A 24,964-nucleotide genomic window follows, 5' to 3' on the forward strand; every position below is an offset into this window, starting at 1 on the left:
AGGCCGCCCGGTGCCCCCGCGGGTGCGGGGCGTGCGGGGGTCACGGAAGCCGCACCACCGTCTCGCCCTCGGCGGTGTCGATGTGCACCGCCGAGATGCGGGGGCCCGCCGCGGGGTCGACGAGGACGTCGAGCGCGGCGAGTCCGGGCCACCGGTCCGCCCAGTCCCGCTCCGGCTCCGGCGCCGGGCCCGTCTCCAGGCGCCGCAGCGACGTCGGGCACACCCGGTGCCCGGCCGCCTCGAGATCGCCCGGCACCCGTGCCGCGCGCGCCTGCGGGTCGCCGTAGCTCAGGAAGAACGGCAGCACCCGGCTGCGCCACGACAGGTCGAACGCCGCCTCCGCCCACGGCACGCTCAGGCCGTCGGCCCGGACCGACTCGCCGCGGAAGAGGTCCGGATCCGCTCCGGTGACCGTCTCCACCTCGCGCGCGGTGGACTCGATGTCGTCGGTCAGCGCCGCCCAGTTGAGGAAGTCCGGCCCGTCCGCGGTCCGTTCCAGGAACAGCCGGCCGAAGTCCTCGCCCGCCAGCCGCCGTTCGTCGTGGGTGACGAGCAGTTCCAGGTACTGCACGTCGGGCGTGTCGAAGGGCACCACCCAGCTCGCCGTGCCGTCCGGGTTGGGGCTGCCGTCGGTGATGCCGAACCCGTACCGGTCCCACAGCAGTTCGCGCAGCGGCTCGATGGTCCGCGCGCCGAGGATCACGTGGTCGATGCGCATCAGGAGGCACCGCCCAGGGCGTGCGAGGGGCACATGCTGTACGGCAGGGCCTCCCAGTCGTCGCCGACCAGGCCGGCGGCCATGCCCTTGCCGGTGGCGCGCGCCGAGAGCAGCCCGTGCCCGGCGTGGCCGGCCGACAGGAAGATCCGCTCGTGGCCGGGCAGCGCGCCCGCCAGCGGCCGTCCGGTGCCGGACACCGGGCGCAGTCCGGCACGGAGCTCCACGGGCACCGAGTCCGCGAGCCCCGGCATGACGGTCGTGGCGAACCGCAGCAGGTGCGCGACGCCCTGGGTGGTCACGTGCTCGGCGAACCCCGTGTCCTCCTCCGTCGCACCGACGATCACGTCGTCACCGACCCCGGGCGCGAGGTAGTAGGCGGAGGACAGGATGCAGTTCAGCTCCTCGTCGGTCCGCAGGACCGCCATCTGCCCGCGCTGCGGCCGGACTCCGGTCGCCTCGGCCAGGCCCTTGCCCGAGCTCCAGGCGCCGGCCGTGATCACCACCCGGTCCGCGCGGAGCGTCCCGTCGGAGGTCACCACCGAGACGGCCGCGCCCTCCTCGCGCACCTCCCGGACCGTGACGCCCTGTCGCCAGTCGACGCCCCGGGCCAGGCACCGGCGCCGTACGGCGTCCAGGTAGCGGCGGCCGTCGACCATCAGCCCGTCCGGGTCGAGGAGGTAGCGCCTGCTGGTCGGCAGCTTGAGCCCGGGCGCGGCCTGCGCGAGGGCGCCGCCCTCCACCCAGCCGCCGACGCCGAGCCCGCTCAGCACGTCGCCGTGGGCCTCCACGTCCGTCTCGCGCAGGGCGCGCAGGATGGGCCTGGCCACGCTGAACGCGCCGTACTCCGGTTCCAGCCGGGCGACGTCGGCGTCCAGGTCCCGCTTGGCGGTCCGCAGCCAGTCGTAGAACTCCCGGTCGGTGAGGTAGCGCAGCGAGGGAACCGCCACCCCCGCCGCGCGGTTGGTCGCGTGCCCGGGTTCGGCACCGGAGTCGAGCACCCGGACCGACGCCCCGCTGTCGCTCAACTCCTCGGCGAGGCAGGCGCCGACGATCCCTCCGCCGATGAGCGTGAAGTCAGGGGGTGATGACGGTGACGACGGCATGTCCTGCACCTTCCATTTCGGCCGCGCCGGCGAGTACCAGCGAGCGGGTGGTCACGTCGCTGTCGCTGTGGACAGCCATGGGTGGGCCGGCCAGGCCGCGGGCCTGGCGCAGCAGGTGGACGGGCTTGCCCCGCAGGGCGAGGCGGAACCAGCCGCCGGGCCGGTCCGCGACCCTGGCCAGGCACTGGAGCCGGACGGTGCCGTCGCCGTGGTAGCGCTGGAGGCCCTCCACGCACCAGACGAGTTCCACCGCGTCCGGGGGCACCTCGGCCCGGGGCCCGCCGAGTTCGAGCCGGGCCAGCGGCGGCGGGCCGAACCCGCCGGTGTCGTGGTCCCACACGGCCCGGCCGAGCGCGATGCCCTCGGCGAGCGGGGGCGGCGGGCAGATCCGGCCGCCGTCGACCAGGACGGTGGCCGCCGCCGGGTCGCCCCGGTCGTCCAGCCCCGACTCGGGCGGCGCCGACGGCAGATCGGTCAGGGTCAGCTGCGGCAGTATGCGCCGCCCCGCCAGCCGGGCAGCGGTCGCGCGACCCCCGCGCGAGGTCAGCGAGAAGGCCGCACCGGCCACCAGCACCGCCGCCGCGGAGGGCCGCAGCAGCAGTGGCCGCTCGCGCCAGTCGTCCGGCGGGTCGGCCGGCACGAACGGCTCCGAGAGCGCCCCGAGTTCGTCCCAGGGCAGCGCCTCCACGAGCCCGGCCGGATCCCCCTGGCCGCTGGTGCCGAGCAGCACCGGACCGCCGGGGGTCTCGACGCGGGCCAGCAGCTCGGCCCGCCTCGACACCGGCAGGCCGTCGCCGTCACGCCACTCGTGGACCTGCGCCACCGCGCTCTGGAGTCCGGCGACGGCCGACGCCGTCCGTTCGGCCGCCTCGGTGAGCAGCAGCCCGGTCTCCTTGCCCGCGTCCTGGTCCGGCGACCCGGCGACCCGGCGGGAGCCGGTGACCCGGCCCTTCGCGTCCCGTTCGAGGCGCAGGGTGTCGAGCGAGACGGTCAGCCGTGCCGCGCCGCGGGTGGGCGTGACGATTCCGGAGGCACGTGTCCTGGTCTCAGCCACGGGCCACCGCCCGCAGCCCGACGAGTCCGGCCGGCAGCCGGAATCCGGCGTTGGCGAACGACACCGGCACCGGGTACTGCCCCAGCTTCCCGCAGCCTCCGGTGGCCCGCAGGTAGGCGGCGACCCGGTGCTCGTAGGGCCGCAGGCCCGCGAGCACCCGCGCTCCGTCACCGGTCACCGTCAGCGGGCCCAGCCGGGCGGTGCTGCCGTCGGCGCGGTGCAGCAGGGAGAACGGGGCGTGGAAGACGAAGGCGCCCGAGGCGATGTTCATCATGTCCAGCCGCAGGCCGTACGGGGCGATCCAGTCGCCCGAGGGCGGCTCCGGCTCGGCCGCGGGCTCGATCAGGGCCACGGTGTGGGTCATCCGGGGGATCGCCGGATGCCGGTAGCTCTGTTTGCGCCCGTGGCCCGTGCCGGGGCCGCCGCCGAGCAGGGCGGCGAGCGTCCGGTCGGTCATCGGCCGCCCCACCGTGCCCCGGTCGATCAGCCGCAGGGTGCGGCACGCGGTGCCCTCGTCGTCGAACGGACTGCGGTAGCCCGGCCCGTCGTGCGCACCGCCGTCGACCACCGACAGCCACGAGGGTGCGACCGGCCGCCCGGCGCGCGCCCCGAGGTAGCTCGTTCCGGACGCGACCACGTCGGCTTCCATCGGGTGCCCGACGATCTCGTGGAAGAACGCCCCGGCGAGACCGGGCAGCAGCACGAGGTCGGCGCCGTCCGGGAGTTCGGTGGCGAGCGGCAGTGCGAGGCGTTCGCGCACCGCGTCGGCCGTCCGTATGGCCGCGTCCCTCAGCCCGTCCGGGGCGGAGCCCGCGGGGGCGCACAACAGCGACCGGGAGTGGACGGTGCCGTCGTCGCCGGTCAGCCTGGTCTCCAGGGTCGTGACGATCCGCTCCGTGGTGGCGACGCGGTCCGCGCTGCCGGCGGCGACGTGCTGCTGGGCCACGCCCAGGGTCAGCTCCGCGCCGGTCTCGGCGGCGATCCCGGCGAGCTCGGCGCGCAGCTCGGGGGTCAGCTCGAACAGCGGCCGTTCCTGCACCTCGCGCAGCGCGTCGGCGGCCTCCGGGCCCGCTCCGGCGGCGCCCGAGGCCAGCAGGTCGTCGCCGTCGGCGAAGCGGTGCTCGGTGAAGCCCCGGTCGAGGTGCCGTTCGACGCTCATTCCGCGCACCGAGGTCCGCTCGGTGGAGACGGCGCCGTCCGGGAGCACGTCGGCCCGCATCCGCAGCGAGTGCTCGGCGAAGAGCGTGGTGTGCGTCATCGCGTGCTGCTCCCGTCGCTGCTGGTGCCACCGTCGCTGTTCCTGCTGCCGCTGCTGCCGATGATCTGCATCCGCAGCTCGCTGGTGTAGCGCCGGCCCTCGCCGTCGCGCAGCCACAGCTCGTCCGGCCCCGGCGCCATCCGCTCCACGCCCAACTGCTCGGCGCCGCGCGCCACATGGCTGACCAGGTCGGCCGCGAGCGGTGAGGCCAGGTCGATCAGGTACGGCTTGCGCTCATGGGCGCTGCGGCAGAAGACGAACCGCGTTCCGGTCTCCCGGGCCAGCCTGCGCAGCGCGAGGAACCGCGCTTCGGGTTCCGGTGCCGCGAGCGCCGCGGTGGGCACCTGCCACCGGGACCGCTGCAGGACGACCGACCCCAGGGCCACTTCGGGCTGCGCGTCCTCGGTGGTGAAGGTGGGGTGGAGCACCTGCGGATGCGAGAGGGCGGCGATCGGGGCGTACTTGACGAAGTCGCTCAGCGGGACGTACGCGCTGACCGCCTTGCCGTCCGGATCGTGCAGGGTGACGTCGTGCGGCCCGATGCGGACGGTGAGGTCCTCCGGCTTCAGCAGCTCCGGCTGATCGTGGTCGGTCCAGGTCAGCGGGCGCATCGCGACCTCACGGCCGGGGAAGCGGTAGTAGCCCTTGTTGCGGCGCCCGAAGTCGAGGCCGACGACCGCGCCGTCCTGCGCCGCCGTCCAGGCGGCGGCGTCCGCGCCGAGCCGGTCCGGATCCGGGTGCATCGTGCTCAGCCAGCTGCGCACCAGCAGGTGGTGGTGGGCGCGGGAGAGGACGAGCGGGGCGGCGGCGCCGAGCCCGGAGGCGTCCGGCGCCGCGGGGCACAGGTCGATGACCGCGTACCGGTCGCCGTCCAGCGCCCCGGCCTCCTCGGTCAGCCGCTCGACCTCGGACCGCCAGTCGGCGCCGGGGTAGACGGGTGCGTGGGCCGCCTGGAAGGTGCTGGTCGAGTCGGACCGGCTCGCGGCCGCTCGGGTCGCGTACGTGAGGAGGTCCAACTCCGTGGCCGGCGCCCCGACCGGGACCACCGCTCCCGCGGTGCCGTCCGTGAAGGCGTCGCGCACCGCGGCCGCCGCCGCGCGCTGGGCGGCCTGCCCGTGCGCGGCGCACACCTCCATCACGGGGGCGAGCTGCCGCTCCCAGTCGCCGACCAGCCCGGCTCCGAGGGTCAGTGCGAAGGGCGACGCGCACTCCTCGAAGAACACCGCGCGGTCGGCGTACGCCGCACCGGCGCCCCGCCTGGCCGGCCTGCCGGTGAACTCGGTGAACCGCTCCTCCAGGGCGGCGACGGCGGCCGCCTTGCGCTCCAGCGGAACCTCCGCCAACTCGCCGATGAGGGAGGAGAGTTCGGCTGTCCGGCCGAGCCACAGCTCGCGGGCCGGTGAGGCGGGCAGCGCGGAGAGCTGGTCCCGCAGGGTCGCGAGGGGCTCCAGGTCGTAGTCGCCGCCGCCGAGGCCGATGGTGACGGCCTCCTCGGCCACCAGCCGCATCAGCGTCCTGGCCACGTCGCGGGCCGGTTGCCCGGCGGCGCGCACCACGTCGCGGAACACCGTTCCGTCCGGGGCCACGAGCGGCAGCAGCGGCTCCCGCGCCGGGTCACCACGTCCGGTGGAGTGGAACGCGAGATGCGGAAGGATCTTGGGGTCCCGGGCGATCGCCGTGGCCAGCGCACGCGCCGCCCAGTGCGAGAAGAACACCCGGCGGACGCGGGGCACGTCGTCGCGCAGTACGGCGCCCTCACCCTCGCCCACCGTGCCGTACGCCATGGGCCCGAAGAAGCTCACCGTCTCGTTCTTCGCGCAGAACCGCTGCACGTACGTGAACATCTGCCGGCGCACCCGGCGCCAGCGCGAGGTCAGCGGACCTTCGTACGCCAGCAGCGGGAGCAGCATGTTGCGGTACGCGTCCGGGTTGGACAGGAACACGGCCTCGGAGACCCCCGGATCCGCCAGCAGGTCCCGCAGCCGCTTGCCGGCCTCGTCGTCGGCCTGCCGGCAGGCGAGCGCGTAGCGTTCCCAGGCGTCGGCCCAGGCGCTCACCGCCCGGCTCCACTGCGCCCCGCCGGACGCCGGCAGCTGCCGCGCCCGTCCGCGCAGCACGTCGGAGCGCAGCGACTCGGCGCGGGGCCCGCTGAACTGCGCCTCCACCAGCTCCAGTACGGTCCGCTCGCGGTCGAGCAGCTCGTCCGCGAGTTCCAGCAGGGAGTGGGGCGCGCCCAGCTCCTCCAGCCAGTCGAACGGCATTCCCGCATGGCGCAGGATGAACTCCCGCCCGATGCGCCACTGTCGGCTCACTGGCTCCTCCGCATCACACCGGCCTGGACCAGCCGGTCGGTCAGTTTCCTTCGGGCACCGTCGCTGATCCGGTCCAGGACGGCGGTGTCGCCGGACGAGAGCCGTTCCACGACCGGCGTCAGCTTCGGATGCAGCCGGAACGCGCTGCCCGTCCGCAGGTTCACCACGAACGAACCCGGGCCCTGGCCGTCCGGGCCGGGCCCCTCCCCGGCCACGACGGCGGCCGACGGCTCCCACACCGAGGTCCCGTCCGGTGCGGCGAGCACGCAGCAGGCGAACCGGCCGGGGAACAGGTCGGCCACGGCACCGAGTTCGGCGTTGAGTGCGCCGATCGCCGCGGTGCGCGCCGCTTCGTCGAGCGTCCCGGGCCCGCTGAACCGGTCCCAGCGGGGCAGATCGTGCCCCGGGGCCGGGTGCCGGATCAGCGGCACGCCGTTCCAGGCCTGCGGTGCCGCACCGCCACCGGCCGTCGGCAGTCGGAACGGGCTGAGCCCCGCGAGCCGGGGGCCGGGCCCGGACAGCAGGCTCCGCGCCGTGCCGGTCGTCTCCTCGGCACTCACCCCGGGCGCCCCGACGAGCAGTTCGACCCGGAGCAAGGCCCCGTCCGCCCCGTCCGCCGCGTCCGCCGCGTCCAGGACGGCCCGCAGATCGGTACGGCGGCCGTCCTCCCCCGTCACCTCGGCCCAGGACGCCAGCCGTGCCACGGTCAGCGCCGCGCCCCGGCACTCGCGCCACGCCCCGGCGGGCAGCGCCGCCGCCTCGTCCGGGGCCAGCCAGCCCGCCCAGGGGGCGCCGGCCTGCCAGTCGGCCGCGCGGCGGACCCAGCGGACCGGCGTGTCGTCCCCCGACCACTCCTTGCCCAGCCGCCAGGCCGGAGCCCAGTCGTCGAAGCCCGCCGCCGCCGAGAACGGGGCGAGCGCGCGCAGCGCCTCCCGGTGCGCGGTGGCGAAACGCCCGCACAGCACGACCCTTCCGGGGCCGAGCGCCTCCAGGAGCACCGCGGCCGCAGGGAGTTGCTGGTCGGTCTCGATCACCAGGTGCACCCGCCCGTCCGGGGCCGCCGCGCGCGTCCACCGCGCCTCGGGCCCCAGCAACTCGGTCCGCTGCGCGGCCAGCACCACATCGGCGCCGCACTCGGTGGTGCCGTCGACGAGTTCCACGTCGTCCGCGGCCAGCCGCAGGGCCGGATCGGCCTCGCCCGCCAGCCGCAGCGCCATGCCCATGGCGCGCAGCCGGCCCGCGCCATGGCCGCCCCGCGCGGTGACCAGCGCGGTGACCCGTGCGGCGGCCCGCGCGAACAGCGCCCTGGTCCGGTCCTCCGCGGGGTCGCTCCCGCCGCGCCTGCCGAGGGCGTAGTCGTCGGCCAGCGCGGCGAGTGCCCCGGTGCCCGCGAGGCGTGCGACGAAGTGCGCGTTCACGTCGATCAGTTCGTCGTCCGGCCCGAGTTCCGGTTCCAGACTCGGATCGAACAGGGGAGGGAGCACCACCCGGCGCGTCACCGCTCACCACCGCCCCGCAGATACACACAGCGCAGCTCGGAGGCGAAGCGCAACTCCCCGTCCCGCAGCCAGGCGTCCTCGGGTGCGGGCAGCGTCTCGGACAGCAGGAGCTGTTCCGCCGTGCCCGCCAGCCGGGCCATGCCCTTGAGGAGTTCGGGGCTCGCGGTGTCCACGTACACCGGTTTGCGTTCGGCCGGTGACTTCGCGAAGAAGCGGTCGGGCAGGCCCCGTTCCCGGAGCAGCCGGGCCGTGGCGAGCAGCCGCTCGGCCTCCCGCCGGCTGCCGTGCGCCTCCAGCAGCGCCGCGCTCGGCAGCGCCCAGCGGCGCCGCGAGAACACCACGTTGCCCCAGCGCAGCCGCGGCACGTGCGGCAGGTCCGGCAGCACCGGGCGGCGGATCCGGGGCAGTGCCAGCGCGGTGTGCACGGCGGTGTCGAGCTCGCCGTTGTGGAACAGCAGGCTCCGGCCGGGGTGGGTGTCGCCGCGCAGGACGACCCGTTCGCCGTCGCTCTCCAGCCACAGCTGGTCCAGGCCGATCCGCTCCCGGTCCGCGCCGGCCCTGCCGCCCAGTTCGAGCACCACACCGGGGAACTCCAGCGGCGGCAGCCCGGTCGTACGGCGCGAGATCACGTTGACGGCCACCTGGTCGCCCAGGGCCCGGCGCACCCCGGCGTCCCGCTCGGCGAGCAGCGCCGCGGCGTCCGGATGGAACTGCAGCGCCCACGGGGTGAGCAGCGCCGCGTCGTGGATGTCGCCGAGCACGAGCGGGGTCACCCCGGGCTCGTACCCGGCCAGGTCGGGCGCCGCGATCAGGACGTCGATGGAGCACAGCACGGGGGCGGCCGGCGGTGGCGGTGTGGCGAGCAGTCCCGCCACGTCGAGTTCGGCCCGGTCCGCGCCTTCGGCCTCGATCACCCGGCTCAGCTCGGCGCCGAGCTCTCCGCCCGGCTCGATGGCGAGGTCCGCGCACTCCCGCAGCGCCCGCAGCAGCGGGATCCTTCCCGCTCCCAGCCGGGCCGCGACCGCCCGGTTGGTGCGTACGCGGGTCGCCTCGGCCTCGTGGGCCAGCAGGTCGAGCACCGGCGCGACGGCGTCGCACATGTCGCGGGCCAGCGGTCCACGGACCTCCAGCCCGGCCGTGCCGACGGCGGCCTCGTGGATGATGACCCGGTCGTTGTAGAAGCGGCCGCGTTCCGCCGAGCGGTCGGTGACGGGCAGCAGCGACTCCAGTTCGGCCTGGACGGTCAGTTTCCGCTCGGGCGGTGCCGACGGGTAGCCGTCGAGCAGTTCGAGCACCTTCACCAGCAGGGCCCGCACCCCGGCCGCGCGGGCGGCCGTCCCGGTGTCCGAGGCGTCGATGCGCTCCAGGGTCCAGCGCAGCGGGTCGACCACGGTCGCCGGCGGGCACAGGGTGTGCGTCAGCGTCCCCTTCGCCACGGCGGCCGCGAACGCCTCCACCGCCTCCAGGGCGCCGGCGCCGCACCCGGACGCGATCCCGGCCACCGTCCGTACGCCGTCGGCCTCCCGCAGCAGCGCCGCGCCGACGCCCGTGCCGCGGGGCGGCCCCGTCATCGTCTTGCGCACCGGCGCCAGCCGCTCGGCCAGCGCCGGGTCGCCCAGCAGCAGGTCCTGCACGGCGTCGTTGACCCGGGCCGCGGTGTGCGCCTGGCGGACCCGGATCGCCGTGTGGCCCTCCCAGTCCAGCGCCGTGGCGGCGTCGGAGCCGGGGCTGAGCCTGCCGTAGTTGATGGGCCCGAAGAAGCTCATCGTCTCGCTCTTGGACGCCAGCCGCTGTGCGTAGGAGGCGAGTTGGCGCCGGATCCGGCCGCCGGTCGCACCCCGTGCGAGATCGCGGTGGACGGCGGGCGACGAGCAGACGATGGCGTCGTTGACCCGCGGATCGGTGCGGACGGCGGCGAGCGCCTCGTCGACCGCCGCCGTGTCGGCCTCGACGGTGGCGGCGAGCCGCTCCCGCACCGCGCTCACCCGCTCCGCCGCGGCGTTCCACTCGGCCAGCCAGTCGGCGGGCAGGTTGTCCGACGCGGGCAGCGGCCGCAGACCGCGCAACTTCGCCTGCTGGCCCCGGGACAGCCGCCCCGCCGGGTGCAGCCGTGACGCCACGTCGGCCGACCGGGCCTCCAGGGCGAACAGCTCCTCGACGAGCAGACGGGTCCGTTCGCAGGCCAGTCGCTCGACCATCTGCCAGGGGAACCCGGCGCTGCGCAGGACGACCGTGGGCAGCAGCTCCCAGCCGTGCCGCCGCGGCGCCGGCGCCGACTCCTGCGGCGACAGGTCGGATCGGTCGGGCCGGTCGGGCCGGTCGGATCGGTGGGATCGGTGGGTCATGACGATGCCCTCTTCATGGCGATCCGGAACTCCGAGGTCACGGGGGCCCCGCCGTGGCGCAGCCACAGCGCGTCCGGCGCCGGCCTCATCTCGGCCAGCGACACCGTCGCGCTGTCACCGGCCAGCACCATCGCCACCAGTGCGTCGACGGCCAGCGGACTGTCCAGGTCGATTCCGACCGGTTTCGGCTCGTGCGCGAGGGAGGCGAAGCAGAACCGGGGCACTCCGTGCCGGGCCCGCAGCGACTGGACGGCGAGGAAGGCGGCGGCGGGGTCGCGCGCCGCGTCGACCCCGAGGTCGGCCCGGTCGAACCACCAGCGCGCCCGCTGCACGAGCAGGTCCCCGACCACGATCCTGGGCGCGAAGTCCCCGATCCGCACCAGCGGCAGCCCCACTCCGGGTGCGGCGAACGCCCGCAGGTGCACGTGGTCGTCCTCGCCGGCGTACAGGGTCAGTTCCCCGTCCGGGGTGCGCAGCCGGGGTGTGCCGTCCACCAGGACGACGGTCAGATCGGTCAGCGGCACCGTCCGCTCCCGGTCGTCGGTGGCCACCGAGGTGATCTCGATGAAGCGGCCCGGGAACCAGTCGGCCACCAGGCCCTTGTGGCGCCTGCGGCGGATCACCGTGGCCAGCCGCTCGGGGCCGCCCCACGGTTCGAGACCCGCCGCGAAGTCGTCCAGCATCCGGTCCTGTTCGTCGCTGAACAGCCCCTGCGAACCCCAGGCGAAGACGTACGGGTGCAGCTCGCCCAGCACCAGCAGTCCGCCGCCGTCCTCCCGGCTCTCCAGCATCAGGTCAGGGCTGACGAAACGGGGCCGGCCGGGCTCGGGCGCGAACCCCGCGAGCTCGGCGGGGGAGAGCCGGGCCTCCTGGCCCCGCACGGCGGATTCCACCAGTGCCGCGTAGTCCCGCTTGAACCCGATCAGTGGCCCGGCGAGCCGGTCCGGACCGCCCGCCTCGACCGAGGCGCGCATTCGGCGGATCAGCTCGTCGTACGGCATGGCGCCGCCGCCCGCCTCGCGCAGGATCCCCGCGCACAGCTCGGCCGCCGCGTGCTGCTGGAGCTCGCCGTAGCGGGCGGCCACGTCCAGTACCGGGCTGAGCTCGGACTCCCAGCGCCCGGCCACGTCGCCACCGACCACCACCGGGCTCTGGTCGCCCTTGGCGTCCAGGGACACCACCAGCCGGTCCGCGTACATCCGGCCGCCGGCGCGACGTGCGTCGACTTCGGTGAGTCGGGTGAAGCACTCCTCGACGCGCTCCAGCGCGGCCGCCCGGGCGCGGTGGCCGTCGGCCGCCGCGTAGGCGTCGCCCAGGTCGCGCAGTTCCCGCAGCCGTACCGGCCAGGCGGTGCCCTCCGCGTAGCGGTCGGCCCAGGAGACCAGCCAGTCCAGCGGCCGCGCCGCCGTGGACGGCGGCTCGGGCCAGAGCCGGACGGCCCCCGCCTGCCGCAGCCGGTCCAGGACCCGGCGCGTCTGCGCGAGGTCGAGTCCCGCCAGCGCCGCCAGTTCGACGGGGGAACGCCGCCCGTCGACGGCCTCGGCGAGCTGCCACCGCACCCCGGACAGAGTGATCCGGCGGCCGTCGGCGGACTGGATCGTCCCCGACGCCGTCCCCGGCACCTCGCCCGGCCCCGGTGTCCCGCCCGGTGTCCCGCCCGGTGTCCCGCTCGGTGTCCTGCGGCAGGACGGCATCCAGGCCACGGGCGGGCGGTCCCGCACCTGCGGGTCCGTACCGATGAGCTTGGCCAGCTCGCACACCGCCCAGAACGCGGTCTGCGCCTCCAGGACGTGGTAGCCGCAGGCCGTCTCGGGGCCGAGGACGGTGCCCTGGGCCCCACGGTCGACCCGGCCGTGCACCAGCGGACCGAAGAAGCTGGTCGTCTCGTTCTTCGCGCCGAGCCGCTGGCCGTACAGGTAGACCCGGCGGTAGAAGGACCGGTCCTTGGCGCGGTTGCGGCCCGTCGCGCTGTCCTGCTGCTGCCAGCCGTCGACCCAGCGCACCGCCTCGGTGTGGAAGGACGGCGACAGCTGGAGCAGGGCGTCGCACACCCGCTCGTCGCGGAGCAGGTCGCGGACCCGCTCCGGCCGCCGCAGCACCTCCTCACCCAGCGCGGCGGTCAGCCGCTCGCCCGCCTGCTGCTGAGCGGAGTGTGCCGCGCGGTAGCCGTCGACCGCCGATGTCACCGCCGACGCCACCGCCGACGCCACTGCCGATGCCACGTCGCCGCCGCGCGGGTCGGGCTCCACCGGCAGCCGACGGCCCACCCGGCCGCGCAGCTTCGACAGTTCGCGCAGTCCGGCCCGGTCCCGCTCGCGGTCGGCGCCGGTGACGGACTTGGCGATCGCCTCCTGGAGCCGGGCGCGGCTCCGCTCGAACCGCGCCACCGCCTCCCGGTACTCCGCGGCCGCGGCACCCGCCGGCCCGTCACCGAGAGCGGTCAGCAGGCCGATGCCGAAGCCCGCCCTCCGCAGCAGCAGCCGATCGTAGAGCTGCCACCTGGCCCGCTGTCCCGTCTCCCCCTGGGTCGCATGGTCGGTCATGGCCTCAGTCCTGAAAGTTGATCAGGTCGAACGGGCGGTTGAGCTTGGTCCGCGGCTTGGGCAGCAGCCCTTGCAGGTCACCGCCGTCGGCGACGGCCTTGGCGAGGGCGTCCGCCGCACCGGGACGGGTGAGGCTCAGCGGCGCCATGGCCGCCACCGACCCGGCCGCGGCCACGGAGCCGGTCGTCATCACCCGACCCGCCTGGGCCAGCGCGATGCGGTACGGGTCGCCCAGCAGCCGCGCCGCGGACTCGGCGCGCTCGTACTGCTCGGCGCCCGTCCTCGCGTCACCGCCGGAGGCGTGCAGCATGCCCAGTTCGAGACGCACCTCGGTCTCGTGGAAGCGGTCACCGAGCTCGGCCGCGTTCTCCAGCGTGGTGTCCAGGTCCGCCAGGGCGGCGTCCCGCTCGCCGACGAGCAGCCGCAGCCCGGCGCTGCGGTACGCGTGGTGCTTGCGGAAGCCCGCGTTCGACGAGCCGGCGGCCTGCTTGAACTTCTCCCAGGTCGCCAGGGCCGAGGCGTGCTTGCCCGCCTTCTCCTGGAGCACGCTGATGTTCGAGTACAGGTTGATCCGCAGATGCGCGGCACTGGCGTCGGTCAGACCCGCCATGCAGGCCAGCGCCTGCTTCTCGTGCTCGAAGGCCGCCCCGAGGCGCCGCTCCGCGAACAGGGTCAGCCCGCGCAGGTTGTGCAGCCAGCCGCGCTCGCGGCGTACGCTCTCGGCCTCGCCCGGACGTTCCCCGACGACCTCGAAGCCCTGCTCCACCTCGGCGACGGCCTCCGCCAGCCGGTTCTTGCGCTTGGACAGGGTGAGCGCGGAGTACAGGTGCGACTGGGCACGCAGCTCCGGGGAGAGGCCGGCGGCGTCCTCCCGGATGGCCCGGAAGCAGGCGAGGGCCGTGTCCTGGTCCCCGCGGAAGCCCGCCTGGATGCCGAGCACCTTGAGCAGGAAACCGCGTACGTCGGCGGTGCCGCGCAGGATCGCCGTCTCGAACTCGATGGCGTGGACGAGTTCCTCCTCGCGCTCCGCCTCGGCGAGCAGCCCGGGTATGCCCGACTCGGGGATGCCGGCGAGCAGCCCGATCGCCTCGTCGGCGACGACCGCCATGCCCTCCCAGTTCGTGGAGAAGAACGCCCGGCGGCAGTAGGCCAGTGCGGCGGCCACCCGGTCCACGGCGGAGCCCTCGGAGTCCCTTGCCCGCAGGAAGAGTTCGCCCTCCTCGGACACCGGCTCGAATCCGGCGTCGGGAGCCGTGCCCAGGTCCACGGCCAGGTCGCCCTCGGTGACCGGCAGCCCCATGCGGCGCAGACAGCGCACCCGCTCCCCGCGGTAGTCGGCGTACCGGCCCACCGGCACGCGCACGGACGTCGGCGCGTCCAGCAGCAGTTCGGCGCCCTCGACGAGCTGCGCGTGCTCGAAGGCCCGCATGAAACCGCGCAGCGAGGACAGGTCGGTGCCGCCCATCCCGCTGAGCAGCAGGGGCCTGCCCAACTGCGCGGTGCCCGTGCACAGGGCGGTCGCGGCCACCGTCAGCACGCGGTAGACCTGCTCGCTCTCCCGGTGCAGCCGCCGTTCGGAGGGCGCGAGCGCGATCTCCTCCAGTGGCGCGGTGCCGGGCGCGGTCTCGGCGGGAAAGAGCTCCGCCCATTCGGACGGGTGCCCGGCCGCGAGGGCGGTGAAGTCGGCGCCCTCGGCGCGCAGGGCGTCGATGCCCGCCCGCAGCCCCGTGTACGAGGCGGCCGGGCCGGTGTTCACGTCGACCAGGACGGAGTCGGTGGATGCGCGGCTCACCTCGGCCGCCCGCGTCACCATCGCGAGGGCTCGGTGGTGGCGAGGGCGAGCGGCGCGATCTTGTTCTCGACCTCGTCGAGGTCGAAGTCGACGTCGTCCAGCTCGTCCAGCGCGTCCAGTTCGGTGTCCTCGGCGGTTTCCGTCCCGGCGGTCTCCGCCTGGGGGGTTTCCGTCCCGGCGGTTTCCACCTCGGGGGCTTGCGCTTCGGGGGCTTCCGCTTCGAGGGCGAGAGCCTCGGCGGTCTCCTCCGGCTCTGTGGACTTCGCGGTGGACTTCGCGGTGTCTTCCATGGCGCGCTCCATTCGGAATCACGGTCGGACGTGGGAATGCGGATGCGAGGGATCCGGTGTCAGGGCAGCCGGAACCAAAGGGGTGGGCGGGGATCGTGACGGCGGACGTACGGGGGCGGTAGCGGTCGGAGGCAAGCCCCCGGACGCTCAGCCGACCGGCGTGCGCATCCGGGCGAACTCGACCACTTGCCGTCCGACGGTGGCCAGTTGCGCGGTGAGATGCGGGTCGCCGGTGCTGTCGCCGGTGCTGTCGCCGGACGCCAGGGTGACGCTCTCCGTGTTGATGGCCACGCCCAGGGGAGTGGGCCAGCCCCTCAGGGCGTGCACGACGGAGCGCAGCCCCGCCAGCGTCGAAGCGGCCTGCGTCCCGCGTGCGGTGACGACACAGCCGACGGCGCGGCCGTGCAGATAGGGACGCGCGTCCTCACGCAGGTCCTCCAGGTAGTCGAGGGCGTTCTTCACCAGACCGGAAACGCCCCCGTGGTACGCGGGCGTGCCGATCACCAGGCCGTCGGCGAGGGCGACGGCCTCGACCAGCCGCCGGGCCGCCGGGGTGCGCAATGACTCCCCCGGGGCGTAGAGCGGCAGTTGAAGTTCCTCGGCACCCAGCAGCAGGGTCCGGGCCCCCGCCGCCGCGGAGGCCGCGAGTACCGCCCGGACCGCCCGTTCCGTCGAAGAACCGGAGCGCACGGTGCCCCCGATGCCGACGATCAGGGGCCCGGCATCGGCTGGGGCACCAACACCGGGATTCTCCACCGAAAGAACGGAACCCTGGTTCGTCTCCAGCACGGTTACACCAATCTCCTTGACCGGTCGCGGTTTTCGGAGTCTAGACAGGGTGGTTATGCGCTGGTTATGAGCTGGTTATGCGTGGGTTATGCATTGGTTACGCGTGGGCCGGAGGTCTGGTCCGCAGTGCGGGCGGGCGCGTCCTGGGTGCGCAGAACCCGGTCCAGAAGCCGCTGGGTGTCAGGGCTGACATCGATGTCCAGACCGTCCGACATCCGGGCCCGGCACAGCTTGTACCAGGACCTGGCCTGCGCTAACTGGCCCAGATCGCCGTGCACTTGGATCAGGGTCCGGTAGACGTCCTCCTGGTACGGGTCGATGTCCAGCGTGCGGCGACACATGTCGATGACCTTCGGCAGCTCGCCCCGGTCCAGTGCCTCCTGGAGGAGGAAGTCCGCCGCTCCCAGCGCGAGGGACCGCACCCAGTCCCGCTGCTCCCTGGCCCAGTCGGCGGTCTCACCGGGCAGGAAGTCCCCGGTGTGGAGATCCAGCGCGCTGCGGTAGTACTCCGCGGCCGCGCGCGGATCACTTCGGGCCGCCGCCCGGTGCCCTTCGTTGCACAGCCGCTCCAGCTCCTCGAAGTCCAGCCAGGCGTCGTGGAGTTTGAGGGAGTACCCGTACTCGCTGCAGACGATCTCCGCGGCCGGCTGCTCCTCCGCGGCCTGCTGCCCGCTGAGTATCTGGTGCACCGCGTGCTTGGCGACCTTGAGGGAACTGGAGCCCGCCGACCGGGTGCGGTCGGGCCACAGCGCGGCGTGCAGTTCGTCGCGGTCGACCGTGCGGCCCCGGTTGATGAGGAGGTAAAGGAACAGTGTGCGCGCTTTGCCGGCCCGCCAGCGTCTGACCGGGAGTCCCCCCAAGTCCAGTGAAAAGCCGCCGAGGCAGCGTACGACGGCAAGCGTGGAAATCTCGGTCATGTTGGAAACCCTCCTTCTTCGTGGGGGTAACAGGATGCGAACGCACTGGCGCGGTCGGTCGGGCCAGGCCTGTGGGGGAGGCAACCCGGTCGACCGGTGGCTACGACCGGGGTGAGGGCCGGTCGCCTTATCTGTGTTGACGTACGGGAACGTCGTGGCCGTTCGGAGAATGCCGGTCAGACGGACGGCGGGAAGCGGAGTCTCCGGTTCGGCTCGGGGAATCGGCGGACGGCTTCCGGGGCCGGTTCACGGCCCTTCACGCGCGCGGGTCGGCCCGATCGGCCTGGCGTCGGTGCTCCGCCTCGGCTGCGACGTGACGGGAAGCCCTCGTCTCACCGGAAGGCGCTGATGGTGTACTCGCTCATGGTGAGGTGCTGCGGCGATTCGGACACGCCCTCACGCGATTCGGCCGGTTTTCCGCGAACTTCGGCGCTCTTTCCGGCCTCGTCGATCGGCGGCTTCACGAAGTCGATTCCGAGAAGGCGCCGCCGGCCGCCGAACCCGGGTCGGTGTACGCACGATCGGCGCGCTGATTCCGTCGACACGTCCCACCCCATGGCGGCGGCGGAGGCTCGGGCCGGTGTGACGAGCGAGAGCCCGGCGGTCGCCGGAGCGGCGGCGACCGGGGCTCCAGGTAGCGTGCGCGGCATGATGTACGTTCTCCAGAGTTGCCTGCCGGGCACCGTCCGGCCGCCCGAGTCAGGAAGATCAGGAATGACTCTGGCTCCTGGCAATAAACAAGTAATGAACAGCAGATGCGGCCCCGGCACCCGTCCGTTTCGACTCGCCGGGTGAACGAACTACACCACCCCGAAGCCCGAATCGCCCTCGCCCATCGTTCGCCCCCGCACGATCACGCGCCACGACGCTCCAGCACACCCCCCGAAGGATGAACCCTCGCCGCCCCGCCCCGACACCCACACGCCGAAGCGGCCCCACACCCGCCCCTACCACCCCGCCCGCCTACGGCACCGCGCCCCGCCCCGGGAACGGCCGCATGCCTGGCCTCCGTCACACCGGTCGGGCCATCCCCGCGGGTGCGGGGAGGAGTCCCTCACCACCCCGGCCTGGTCGGCGACGACCGGCTGACCCCCGCAGGTGCGGGGAGAACTGAGCGGAGCCAAGGCCTGCACCACCGCCCGCCGGCTGACCCCCGCGGGTGCGGGGAGAACCCTTCGCGACCTGGGACGTTGCGGCGGCTTTGCCATTTCCTTGCATGGCTTGGCGCGTTGTCGTGGGGACGTCTCAACGTCGCTGGCGAGGTGTTGAGGTGTCAAAGGGCTTGCGAATCATCCCACGTGTCGGTGACGTGCGGGGCCGATCGCCCTATACGTACGGTTCGCTGCCGCCGGGCCTGTGGACCGCCCAGTTTCGTAAGCGCTGGGAGGTGTGGACTGCGCCTGCTGGGCCGGGTGGGATCCGGGCGCAGCGGGTGCGCGAGGCCGTGGAGGAGGTGACGTGAGGTGCGCGGAACCAGGGTTGGCGTGGGTCCGATCGGGAACAGTTCGTGTTTCCCGTGGCGGTTTCGGAAGTGGTTGTTGCGGCTGGCGCCTTCGGCAGGTGGGCCGGCTGTGCGCCAGGCGTGGTGAAAGGATCTGTCCGGGCCGCCACCGCCTCCTCACCTCCCTCGGGGGCCGCACCCAGTCTCCCCCCCGCAGGGCCTTGATGCAGCCGCCGCCCTCTGCCGCTCCCTGCTCGCCGAACTCCGTGTCCTGGTCGTCCTCGACAACGTCGCCACGGTCAGCCAGGTTCGCCCCCTGCTACCCGGCAGCGCCAGCAGCCGGATAGTCGTTGTCAGCCGCAGCCGGCTCTCCGGCCTCGCCGTGTGCGACGGCGCCCGCCGCCTCATCCCCGGCACCCTGCCGGAGCCTGAAGCCGTCGCCCTGCTGCGCACCGTCACCGCGGGCCACCGGCCGCGGGGCGACCCCGCCCAGCTTGCCGAACTCGCCCGGGTCTGGGCCAAACTGCCCCTGTCCCTGGCCCTGCACATCGCGGTCGAACGCGCCGCCGGCCTGCCCCACAGGGGACTGGACGAGCTGATCTCCGACCTGCGCTACGAATCCGCCCTGTGGGTCGCCCCGAGCGTGGAGACGACGAGGACGCCGACGCCGTCCGGCCTTCGGCAACTCGACTGCCACGGCGTCACCCCCGAACGCCTGCGCGTCACCGCCCCTTCCGCGCCCTCGACCGCGAAGCCCGCGGAACCTGCCGCAGCCTCACCGCCTGGACCACCGACCTCCTCGACGTCGCCGCCAGCCGCGTCAAACGCCGCCTTTACGCCATCGGCGACCGTGCGCCCCACGTCGGTGTCCTCGCCGCCGAACTCCCCGCCTGCCACCATTCACGCCCTCGGCACCTGGCCCCGCGACGGCCCCGAACAGGCGGATGCACCCGGGTAGACCGTTCGGCGGCGCCGTCCGGAGCGCGGGAGATTTGTCGGACGACTGGCGGTCTGAAGCTGCCATCGTCGAGAAGCGGTGAAACGAACCGACTTGTCAAACCGGCCCGGGCGAGCTGGCAGGCCTCGTCAGGTGATCCGAGCGGCCTTGAACCCAGGGAGGCGCCGTCAGCCGGGGCCACCCCTGGGCTCTGCTCAACTGTGGCTGCCTGCCGGTCAGTTGTCGCCCAGGTCGTAGGCCGCGGTGACGGGGGCGTGGTCGGACCAGCGCTCGGTGTGGGTGGCGGCGCGTTCGACGCGGGCGTCGGTGGCGCGGGCGGCGAGGCCCGGGGTGGCGACCTGGAGGTCGATGCGCCAGCCGGAGTCGTTGTCGAAGGCGCGGCCGCGGTAGGACCACCAGGAGTAGGGGCCGGTGCGGTCGGGGTGGAGGGTGCGGACGACGTCGACGTAGCCGGCTTCGTCGTAGACGCGGGAGAGCCAGGCGCGTTCTTCGGGGAGGAAGCCGGCGGACTTCTGGTTGGCCTTCCAGTTCTTGAGGTCTTCGGGGCGGTGGGCGATGTTCCAGTCGCCGCAGACGACGACCTCGCGGCCGTCGGCGGCGGCGCGGGTGCGGAGGGCGGTGAGGTGGACGAGGAATTCCGCCATGAAGCGTTCCTTCTCGTCCTGGCGTTCGGTGCCGACCTCGCCGGAGGGGAGGTAGAGGCTGGCGACGGTCAGCCCCGGCAGGTCGATCTCGACGTACCTGCCCGTGTTGTCGAACTCCTCGGACCCGAATCCGATGACGGTCCGCTGCGGCTCCTGGCGGGACAGGACGGCGACGCCGGCCCGGCCCTTGGCGACGGAGGGGGCCCAGACCGCGTGCCAGCCGTCGAGGTCGCGCAGTTCGACGGGCAGTTGCTCCGGCTCGGAGCGCACCTCCTGGAGGCAGACCACGTCCGCCTCGGTGCCGGCCAGCCACTCGACGAAGCCCTTCTTGGCCGCCGCCCGGATTCCGTTCACGTTCACACTCGTCACCACGATCACCCGGGCAGCCTACCGAGTGCCGGGGCCTGCGCCGAAGCGTGACGCGCGCCGCCGCGGGATGACGTGAACGCGGCATGAATGTGTGCGACAGTCGCACCAAGCCGCGCCATTGGTCTTGACCATCTCCGGACGATGCCCCTAGGGTCGCTTACTGCAAAGACCTTTAATAAAGAAGGACGGATAAAAGCCCGCTCTCCCACCTGCCGCATCCGCGGACAGCGGGCCCGGGATCCGCCCTCCTTACCGCAGGGTGGACGAAGCAGGGTGGAGGACACGGTGGGGACGACTGGACAGCTTTCGGCGGTGCCGGAACCGAAGTACTGGCACCTGCGCACGGTGCTGCTGCGGGCCATCGACTCGGAGTTCTCCACCGGCCAGGTCCTGCCCAACGAGCGCGAGCTCTCCGCCCGCTTCGGGGTCGCCCGGGCGACCCTGCGGCAGGCCCTCGACCAGCTGGAGCTGGAGGGTCGCCTGGTGCGTCGCCGGGGGATCGGCACCCTGATCGCCGCCCCGCGGGTCGGCGTCCCGGTCAACCGGCAGGAGGAGGGCTGGCCCGGCGTCGGCCGCAGCCACGCCTGGCGGACGGTCGACTGCACCACCGCCCCCGCCCCGGCGCAGCTGGCCAAGGGCCTCGGCATCGCCGAGGGCGCCACCGTGCACACCGTCCGCCGGGTACGCCTGGTGGAGGGCCGGGCGGTGGCCACCGAGTCGCTGCACGTGCCGGCCGCCGCGCTGCCGCACCTGCCCGGCTTCCGGGCAGAGAGCGACCGGGCCCGCTCGGTGCTGCGCCAGCTGGAGCGGCTGGAGGTGGACGGCGAGTCCCGCGCGGTCGAGCTGGGTGTCGCCGAGGCCGACGAGGCCGCCCTGCTGGAGCGCCCGCCCGGTTCGCCGGTGCTGGTGATGACCACCCAGTACGCGTCGGCCGGCCGCCTGGTGGCGCTCGCCGTCGCCACCTACCGGGCCGACACCTGCAAGCTGACCTTCGGCTCGACCGGGCTGGTCGAGGTCACCCCGGTCGGCGCTGCGGCCGAGGTCCGCACCGCCTCCTGAACCACTTTTCCGACACCCTCAGACCGAGGCCCGGACGCCCAACTGGCCTCCGGGCCTCGGCCGTTGTGTGGGTTGAGTTCTGTGGGCGGAGTGGTCCGGGCGGAGCTGGGTCCGGATCGCTGCCCGGGCGGAGCTGGGTCCGGACCGCCGCCCCGGGTTCAACCCAGGGCGGGGCGGTCCGGGCCCGTCAGGCGCGGCCGTTGCCGGTGGTCGGCGGGTCGACGGCGAACAGCTGGTCCTCGACGTGGTCGAGGGCGACGCGGAGCGCGCCCATCGCCACGACCTCGGAGCCGAGCGCGGCGAGCGCCACCTCGGGCGCGCGGAGGGTGAACTGGGCGAGGCGCTCGCGCAGCGGTTCCAGGACGCCGTCGAGGCCGGCCGCCCAGCCGCCGATCACGACGAGCTGCGGGTCGATGGCGAGGACGAGCGCGGCGACGCCCTGGACCAGGCGGGTGAGGAAGCGGTCCATGGCGACCTTCGCGACCTCGTCGCCCTCCCTGGCGAGCCGCAGGACGCGGGCGACGGCGGCCTCGTCGAGCGGGTTGAGCGGCTTGCCGGTGGTGGAGAGGAGCCGCTCGGGGGTGACCTCCTGGCCGAGCAGGTGGAGGGCGCCGATCTCGCCGGCCGCCCCGCCGTAGCCGCGGTGCAGCCTGCCGTTGATGAGGGAGCCGGCGCCGGGGCTGAGGCCTGCCATGACGAAGACGACGTCACCGGCGCCGACCGCCGCGCCCTGCCAGTGTTCGGCGATGGCGGCGAGGTTGGCGTCGTTCTCGATCAGGACGGGGCAGCGGAAGGAGCGCCGAAGCCGGGCGCCGAGGTCGAGGCCGGTCCAGCCGGGCATGGCGGTGCCGAGTTGGATGGTGCCGTCGCGGTCGACGATGCCGGGGGTGCCGATGCCGACGGCCCAGAGGTTGTCGCGGGAGATGCCGGCCTTGCGCAGGACCTCGGCGACGGCGGTGCGGACGGCGGCGAGCCGGTCCTCGGCGTCCAGGGTCTCGTCGACCGGCTTGAAGTGACTGCCCACCACCTCGCCGGTGAGGTCGGCGAGGATGACGTGGATGTCGTGCACGCCGACCTCGATGCCGAGGATGTGTCCGGCCTCGGCGCGGAAGCGGAACCAGCGGGCCGGTCGGCCGCGCCGGCCGGTGCCGGGCTGGCCGTCCTCCTTGGGCTGGTCGACCTCGGCGACCAGCCCGGTTTCGACCAGACCCTCGATGACGCCCTCGACGGTCGGGCGGGAGAGCCCGGTCTCGCCGACGAGCTGGGTGAGGGTCACGGAGTGGCCGGTCCGCAGCGCCCGAAGCGTGACCGCCGCGTTGATCCGCCGCAGCAGCGAGGAGTCTCCTCCGGTGAGCCGATCCGCCAATGCGATGCCCTTCGCCGTTCGCGCGACTGCCCTGGCGCGCGGTGTCGAGTGCGCGGTGCCCACCGAATGGCCCGCGGGGGTGTGCCACCCCCGGAACGCGGCACGGCGGCGCGGGGCCGCCTGCGCCAGGGCCGGAGGACAAGCGGAGCCTACCCGGGGGTGGGCCCGCTGGGCGAGAATCCTTGCAGCTCATCCAGGCTTCGGTATCGAAATGGTACGCATCGGGTGGTGGTGCACGACCCGGGCTTCACGGCCCGGCCACCGGCCGCCCGCCGCCGGGCCGCCGGGACCGTACCGACCAGCGGGAACGGGCGGAGAACAGCGAGCCGAGGCTCAGCCGGGAGCCGGCCGACAGGGCGCTGAGCACGGAGCCGGCCGCCACGGGGGAGTCGGGCACGGCCCGATGGTAGCGGCGGCTCAGGGCATCCGCGCCGCGAACAGCCGTTGCCCGAGCAGTCCCATCGGGTGCCCGTCCTCGGGCAGCGCGAGGACGGTCGGGCAGCCGGCGGAGGTGAGGGCGGCCCGCCAGCGCTCGGCGGGGAGCGCCGGGAAGGCGGGGAAGCCGGGGGCAGCGGGGGACACCGGGAAGGCGGGACCGGCAGGGTGGACGGCGGAGACCGGGAAGGCGGGACCGGCAGGGTGGACAGGGGCGGCAGGGTGGACAGGGGAGGCGGGGAAGGTTGGGGAGTCGGTGCGGGCCTCGGCGTCCCCCGTGATCAGCAGGTCGAGCTGTTCGCCGGTGGGCGCGAGCAGCAGCAGCTGCCCACCGGGCGCGAGCTGGTCGACCAGCTCCGGGACGACGGTGTTCGGGTGGCCGGTCACGGTGGCGACGACGAGGTCGTAGCGGCCGCCGTCGGGCAGCTGGTGGTGGTCGGCGCCGGGGCGGGGCCGGGTGGCGAGGGCCCGGGCGACGGTGGAGTCGGCGTCGTCCTGGCCGAGTTCGAGGATGCGCAGCGGCTGCGGCCCGTCGTGGGTCTCGGCGATGCCGCGGACCAGCGCGCCGAGGGCGGCGCCGAGGTAGCCGCGGGCGGCCGTCCAGCGGATCGGGGCGGCGGCCGGGCGGGGTGCCTCCTCGCCGGTGATCAGCCGGGGCAGCCGTAGTGCGCCGCGCCGGATCCGGTCCAGGGCGGCGACCGGGCCGAGTCCGTCGTTCCAGGCCTCGACGGCGGGCCGCCAGGCCTCCCGGACCTCGGCCGCGGTGAGTTCGGGTCGGCCGTAGTGGACGTCGCCGTGCCGGGTGATCAGGCCGTGCCGGGTGAGGGCGTCGAGCCAGCGGCCGACCCGGGGCCGCTGGGCGGGGGTGACGAGGGCTGCGGCGAGGATCTCGGCCTCGGTGTGTCCGCGCCCGGGGTCGGTGAGGACTCCGCTCTGTTGGAGGGTCAGCAGCAGCGCGGACAGTACGGCGTGGTCGAGGTGGGTGCCGAAGGCCTGGACCTGTTCGGCGGTGACGCCTATGGCGTGCTTCCAGGCGATGGCGTCGGCGGCGTCGGCGGCGGTGCGCAGTCGCCGGTCGGCGGCTTCGGCGTGGCTGTGCGGGGCGCGGACGTGGGCGAGGACGGCGCCGAGCGCGTCGACGGCGGCGTACACGTCGTCCTGTCGGGGTTCGGGGCCGACGTGCAGGACGAGCCGCAGGGCGCCGAGGTCGTGGTCGGCCAGGTCGGGGTGGCGGCTGAGGCGCCACAGCAGGGTGGAGGGCAGGCTGAGGTGGGTGGCGGCGCTGGCGGCGAGGTCGACGAGCTGCCGCTCGGGGTCCTGCCGGGGGTCGCCGCAGTGGACGGTGCCGCCGGCGAGCAGGGTGGCGAGGGCGAGTTCGACGGCGAGGTCGGTGGCGGGGTGGAGCACGGTGTGCCGGATGGGCGGCGGGCCGAGGACGCCCGCCCAGTGCCGCAGCCGCTGTTCGGCGGTGCGGGCGGCGGAGGGCGGCAGCGCGGCGTGGGCGGCGACGCGCTGGGCGAGGGCCCGGGGCAGGCCGCCCGGCGGGGAGACGCCAAGCAGCAGGCCGATGCCGCTGATTGCGCGCCCGTCGGCGACGACGGCGGGTCGGTCGCCGAGTTCGCGCAGCGCGCTGACCAGGGCTGGAGTCGTGGGCACGGTGATCACTCCGGGGTGCGGGGGAGAAGCCGCACTACTGAACCACGTGGTCGGGCCGGGTGATGCCGTGCACGGGTCAAACTTCTGTAATGATTTTCATATCGGACAGCCAAGGTGGGTGTCCGATCTCCACCCGAAGTGGTCGGAACTTCGCATTCCGGATCCGGTGTGCGACCCCTTGACAGCCGGTACGGGCGCTGGGTTACTTGGCGTGGAGGTCGCCCTGACCGAACGATCGGTCGGCGCACCCGTCCCGGCCGACCTGCGGAGGAGCGACGATGACCGGCAGCGCACCCGCCCCGCGCCCGTACGGCGAAGAGCCCGTCTACGGCGAAGAGCCCGTCCACGGTGAAGAGCCCGTCCACGGTGAAGAGCCCGCCTGCGGCGAAGTACCCGCCCGGCGCCTGGGTGAGCCG

General features: G+C 74.3%; 19 protein-coding genes. 2 read left to right on the forward strand and 17 right to left on the reverse strand.

The window, feature by feature from the left end; genetic code table 11:
• Positions 1-40: 40 nt before the first annotated feature.
• From AB0O19_RS21870 to AB0O19_RS21930, 13 genes are all read right to left on the reverse strand, one after another.
• Positions 41-718: a VOC family protein gene (locus tag AB0O19_RS21870; RefSeq protein WP_363621560.1), complete on the reverse strand. Its 678-nt coding sequence runs from the start codon at positions 716-718 to the stop codon at positions 41-43.
• Positions 718-1,821 (reverse strand): FAD-dependent oxidoreductase, encoded by a 1,104-nt coding sequence (locus tag AB0O19_RS21875; RefSeq protein ID WP_363621562.1) that lies wholly within the window; start codon positions 1,819-1,821, stop codon positions 718-720. Before AB0O19_RS21875 ends, AB0O19_RS21870 begins: the two co-directional genes overlap by 1 nt.
• Positions 1,793-2,875, reverse strand: a complete 1,083-nt coding sequence (locus tag AB0O19_RS21880) for a hypothetical protein (protein ID WP_363621564.1) — start codon at positions 2,873-2,875, stop codon at positions 1,793-1,795. The genes AB0O19_RS21875 and AB0O19_RS21880 overlap by 29 nt, the downstream gene beginning before the upstream one ends.
• Positions 2,868-4,133 carry a metallopeptidase TldD-related protein gene (locus AB0O19_RS21885; RefSeq protein WP_363621566.1) on the reverse strand — a complete coding sequence of 422 codons (1,266 nt, stop codon included), beginning with the start codon at positions 4,131-4,133 and terminating at the stop codon, positions 2,868-2,870. Before AB0O19_RS21885 ends, AB0O19_RS21880 begins: the two co-directional genes overlap by 8 nt.
• Entirely contained in the window at positions 4,130-6,445 is a 2,316-nt protein-coding gene (locus tag AB0O19_RS21890; protein WP_363621568.1) for a lantibiotic dehydratase, read from the reverse strand. Before AB0O19_RS21890 ends, AB0O19_RS21885 begins: the two co-directional genes overlap by 4 nt.
• Positions 6,442-7,932, reverse strand: a complete 1,491-nt coding sequence (locus tag AB0O19_RS21895; RefSeq protein ID WP_363621570.1) for a hypothetical protein — start codon at positions 7,930-7,932, stop codon at positions 6,442-6,444. The genes AB0O19_RS21890 and AB0O19_RS21895 overlap by 4 nt, the downstream gene beginning before the upstream one ends.
• An 8-nt stretch (positions 7,933-7,940) precedes the next feature.
• Positions 7,941-10,289, reverse strand: coding sequence for a lantibiotic dehydratase (locus AB0O19_RS21900; protein ID WP_363621572.1), 2,349 nt, complete (start codon positions 10,287-10,289; stop codon positions 7,941-7,943).
• On the reverse strand, positions 10,286-12,832 hold the full coding sequence (locus AB0O19_RS21905; protein ID WP_363621574.1) for a hypothetical protein: 2,547 nt from the start codon (positions 12,830-12,832) through the stop codon (positions 10,286-10,288). The genes AB0O19_RS21900 and AB0O19_RS21905 overlap by 4 nt, the downstream gene beginning before the upstream one ends.
• 4 nt (positions 12,833-12,836) lie before the next feature.
• Positions 12,837-14,624, reverse strand: a complete 1,788-nt coding sequence (locus AB0O19_RS21910) for a hypothetical protein (RefSeq protein ID WP_363621576.1) — start codon at positions 14,622-14,624, stop codon at positions 12,837-12,839.
• A gap of 14 nt (positions 14,625-14,638) precedes the next feature.
• Positions 14,639-14,914, reverse strand: a complete 276-nt coding sequence (locus AB0O19_RS21915; RefSeq protein ID WP_363621578.1) for an ammosamide/lymphostin RiPP family protein — start codon at positions 14,912-14,914, stop codon at positions 14,639-14,641.
• A gap of 147 nt (positions 14,915-15,061) precedes the next feature.
• Positions 15,062-15,703 (reverse strand): NADPH-dependent FMN reductase, encoded by a 642-nt coding sequence (locus AB0O19_RS21920; protein ID WP_363621580.1) that lies wholly within the window; start codon positions 15,701-15,703, stop codon positions 15,062-15,064.
• Positions 15,704-15,789: 86 nt separating this feature from the next.
• The gene (locus AB0O19_RS21925; RefSeq protein ID WP_363621582.1) at positions 15,790-16,620 is read right to left on the reverse strand and encodes a BTAD domain-containing putative transcriptional regulator; all 831 of its coding nucleotides are present in this window, start codon (positions 16,618-16,620) and stop codon (positions 15,790-15,792) included.
• Between the two features lie 332 nt (positions 16,621-16,952).
• Positions 16,953-17,084, reverse strand: a complete 132-nt coding sequence (locus tag AB0O19_RS21930) for a hypothetical protein (protein WP_363621583.1) — start codon at positions 17,082-17,084, stop codon at positions 16,953-16,955.
• A gap of 1,359 nt (positions 17,085-18,443) precedes the next feature.
• Here AB0O19_RS21930 and AB0O19_RS21935 point away from each other — a divergent pair.
• The gene (locus AB0O19_RS21935; RefSeq protein WP_363621585.1) at positions 18,444-19,019 is read left to right on the forward strand and encodes a hypothetical protein; all 576 of its coding nucleotides are present in this window, start codon (positions 18,444-18,446) and stop codon (positions 19,017-19,019) included.
• 215 nt (positions 19,020-19,234) lie between these two features.
• On the opposite strand, the gene AB0O19_RS21940 is transcribed toward AB0O19_RS21935, so the two are convergent.
• On the reverse strand, positions 19,235-20,041 hold the full coding sequence (locus AB0O19_RS21940) for an exodeoxyribonuclease III (protein WP_363586692.1): 807 nt from the start codon (positions 20,039-20,041) through the stop codon (positions 19,235-19,237).
• 276 nt (positions 20,042-20,317) lie between these two features.
• Here AB0O19_RS21940 and AB0O19_RS21945 point away from each other — a divergent pair, with 276 nt between their 5' ends.
• The gene (locus tag AB0O19_RS21945) at positions 20,318-21,091 is read left to right on the forward strand and encodes a GntR family transcriptional regulator (RefSeq protein ID WP_363586693.1); all 774 of its coding nucleotides are present in this window, start codon (positions 20,318-20,320) and stop codon (positions 21,089-21,091) included.
• A 187-nt stretch (positions 21,092-21,278) separates the two neighbouring features.
• On the opposite strand, the gene AB0O19_RS21950 is transcribed toward AB0O19_RS21945, so the two are convergent.
• From AB0O19_RS21950 to AB0O19_RS21960, 3 genes are all read right to left on the reverse strand, one after another.
• Complete coding sequence (locus AB0O19_RS21950) at positions 21,279-22,457, reverse strand: ROK family protein (RefSeq protein WP_363586694.1); 1,179 nt, start codon at positions 22,455-22,457, stop codon at positions 21,279-21,281.
• 247 nt (positions 22,458-22,704) lie between these two features.
• The gene (locus tag AB0O19_RS21955) at positions 22,705-22,854 is read right to left on the reverse strand and encodes a hypothetical protein (protein WP_363586695.1); all 150 of its coding nucleotides are present in this window, start codon (positions 22,852-22,854) and stop codon (positions 22,705-22,707) included.
• A 20-nt stretch (positions 22,855-22,874) separates the two neighbouring features.
• Positions 22,875-24,548: a hypothetical protein gene (locus AB0O19_RS21960; protein WP_363621587.1), complete on the reverse strand. Its 1,674-nt coding sequence runs from the start codon at positions 24,546-24,548 to the stop codon at positions 22,875-22,877.
• Positions 24,549-24,964: the final 416 nt, after the last annotated feature.

This window comes from Kitasatospora sp. NPDC091276 (genome assembly GCF_040684355.1).
Classification (GTDB): domain Bacteria; phylum Actinomycetota; class Actinomycetes; order Streptomycetales; family Streptomycetaceae; genus Kitasatospora.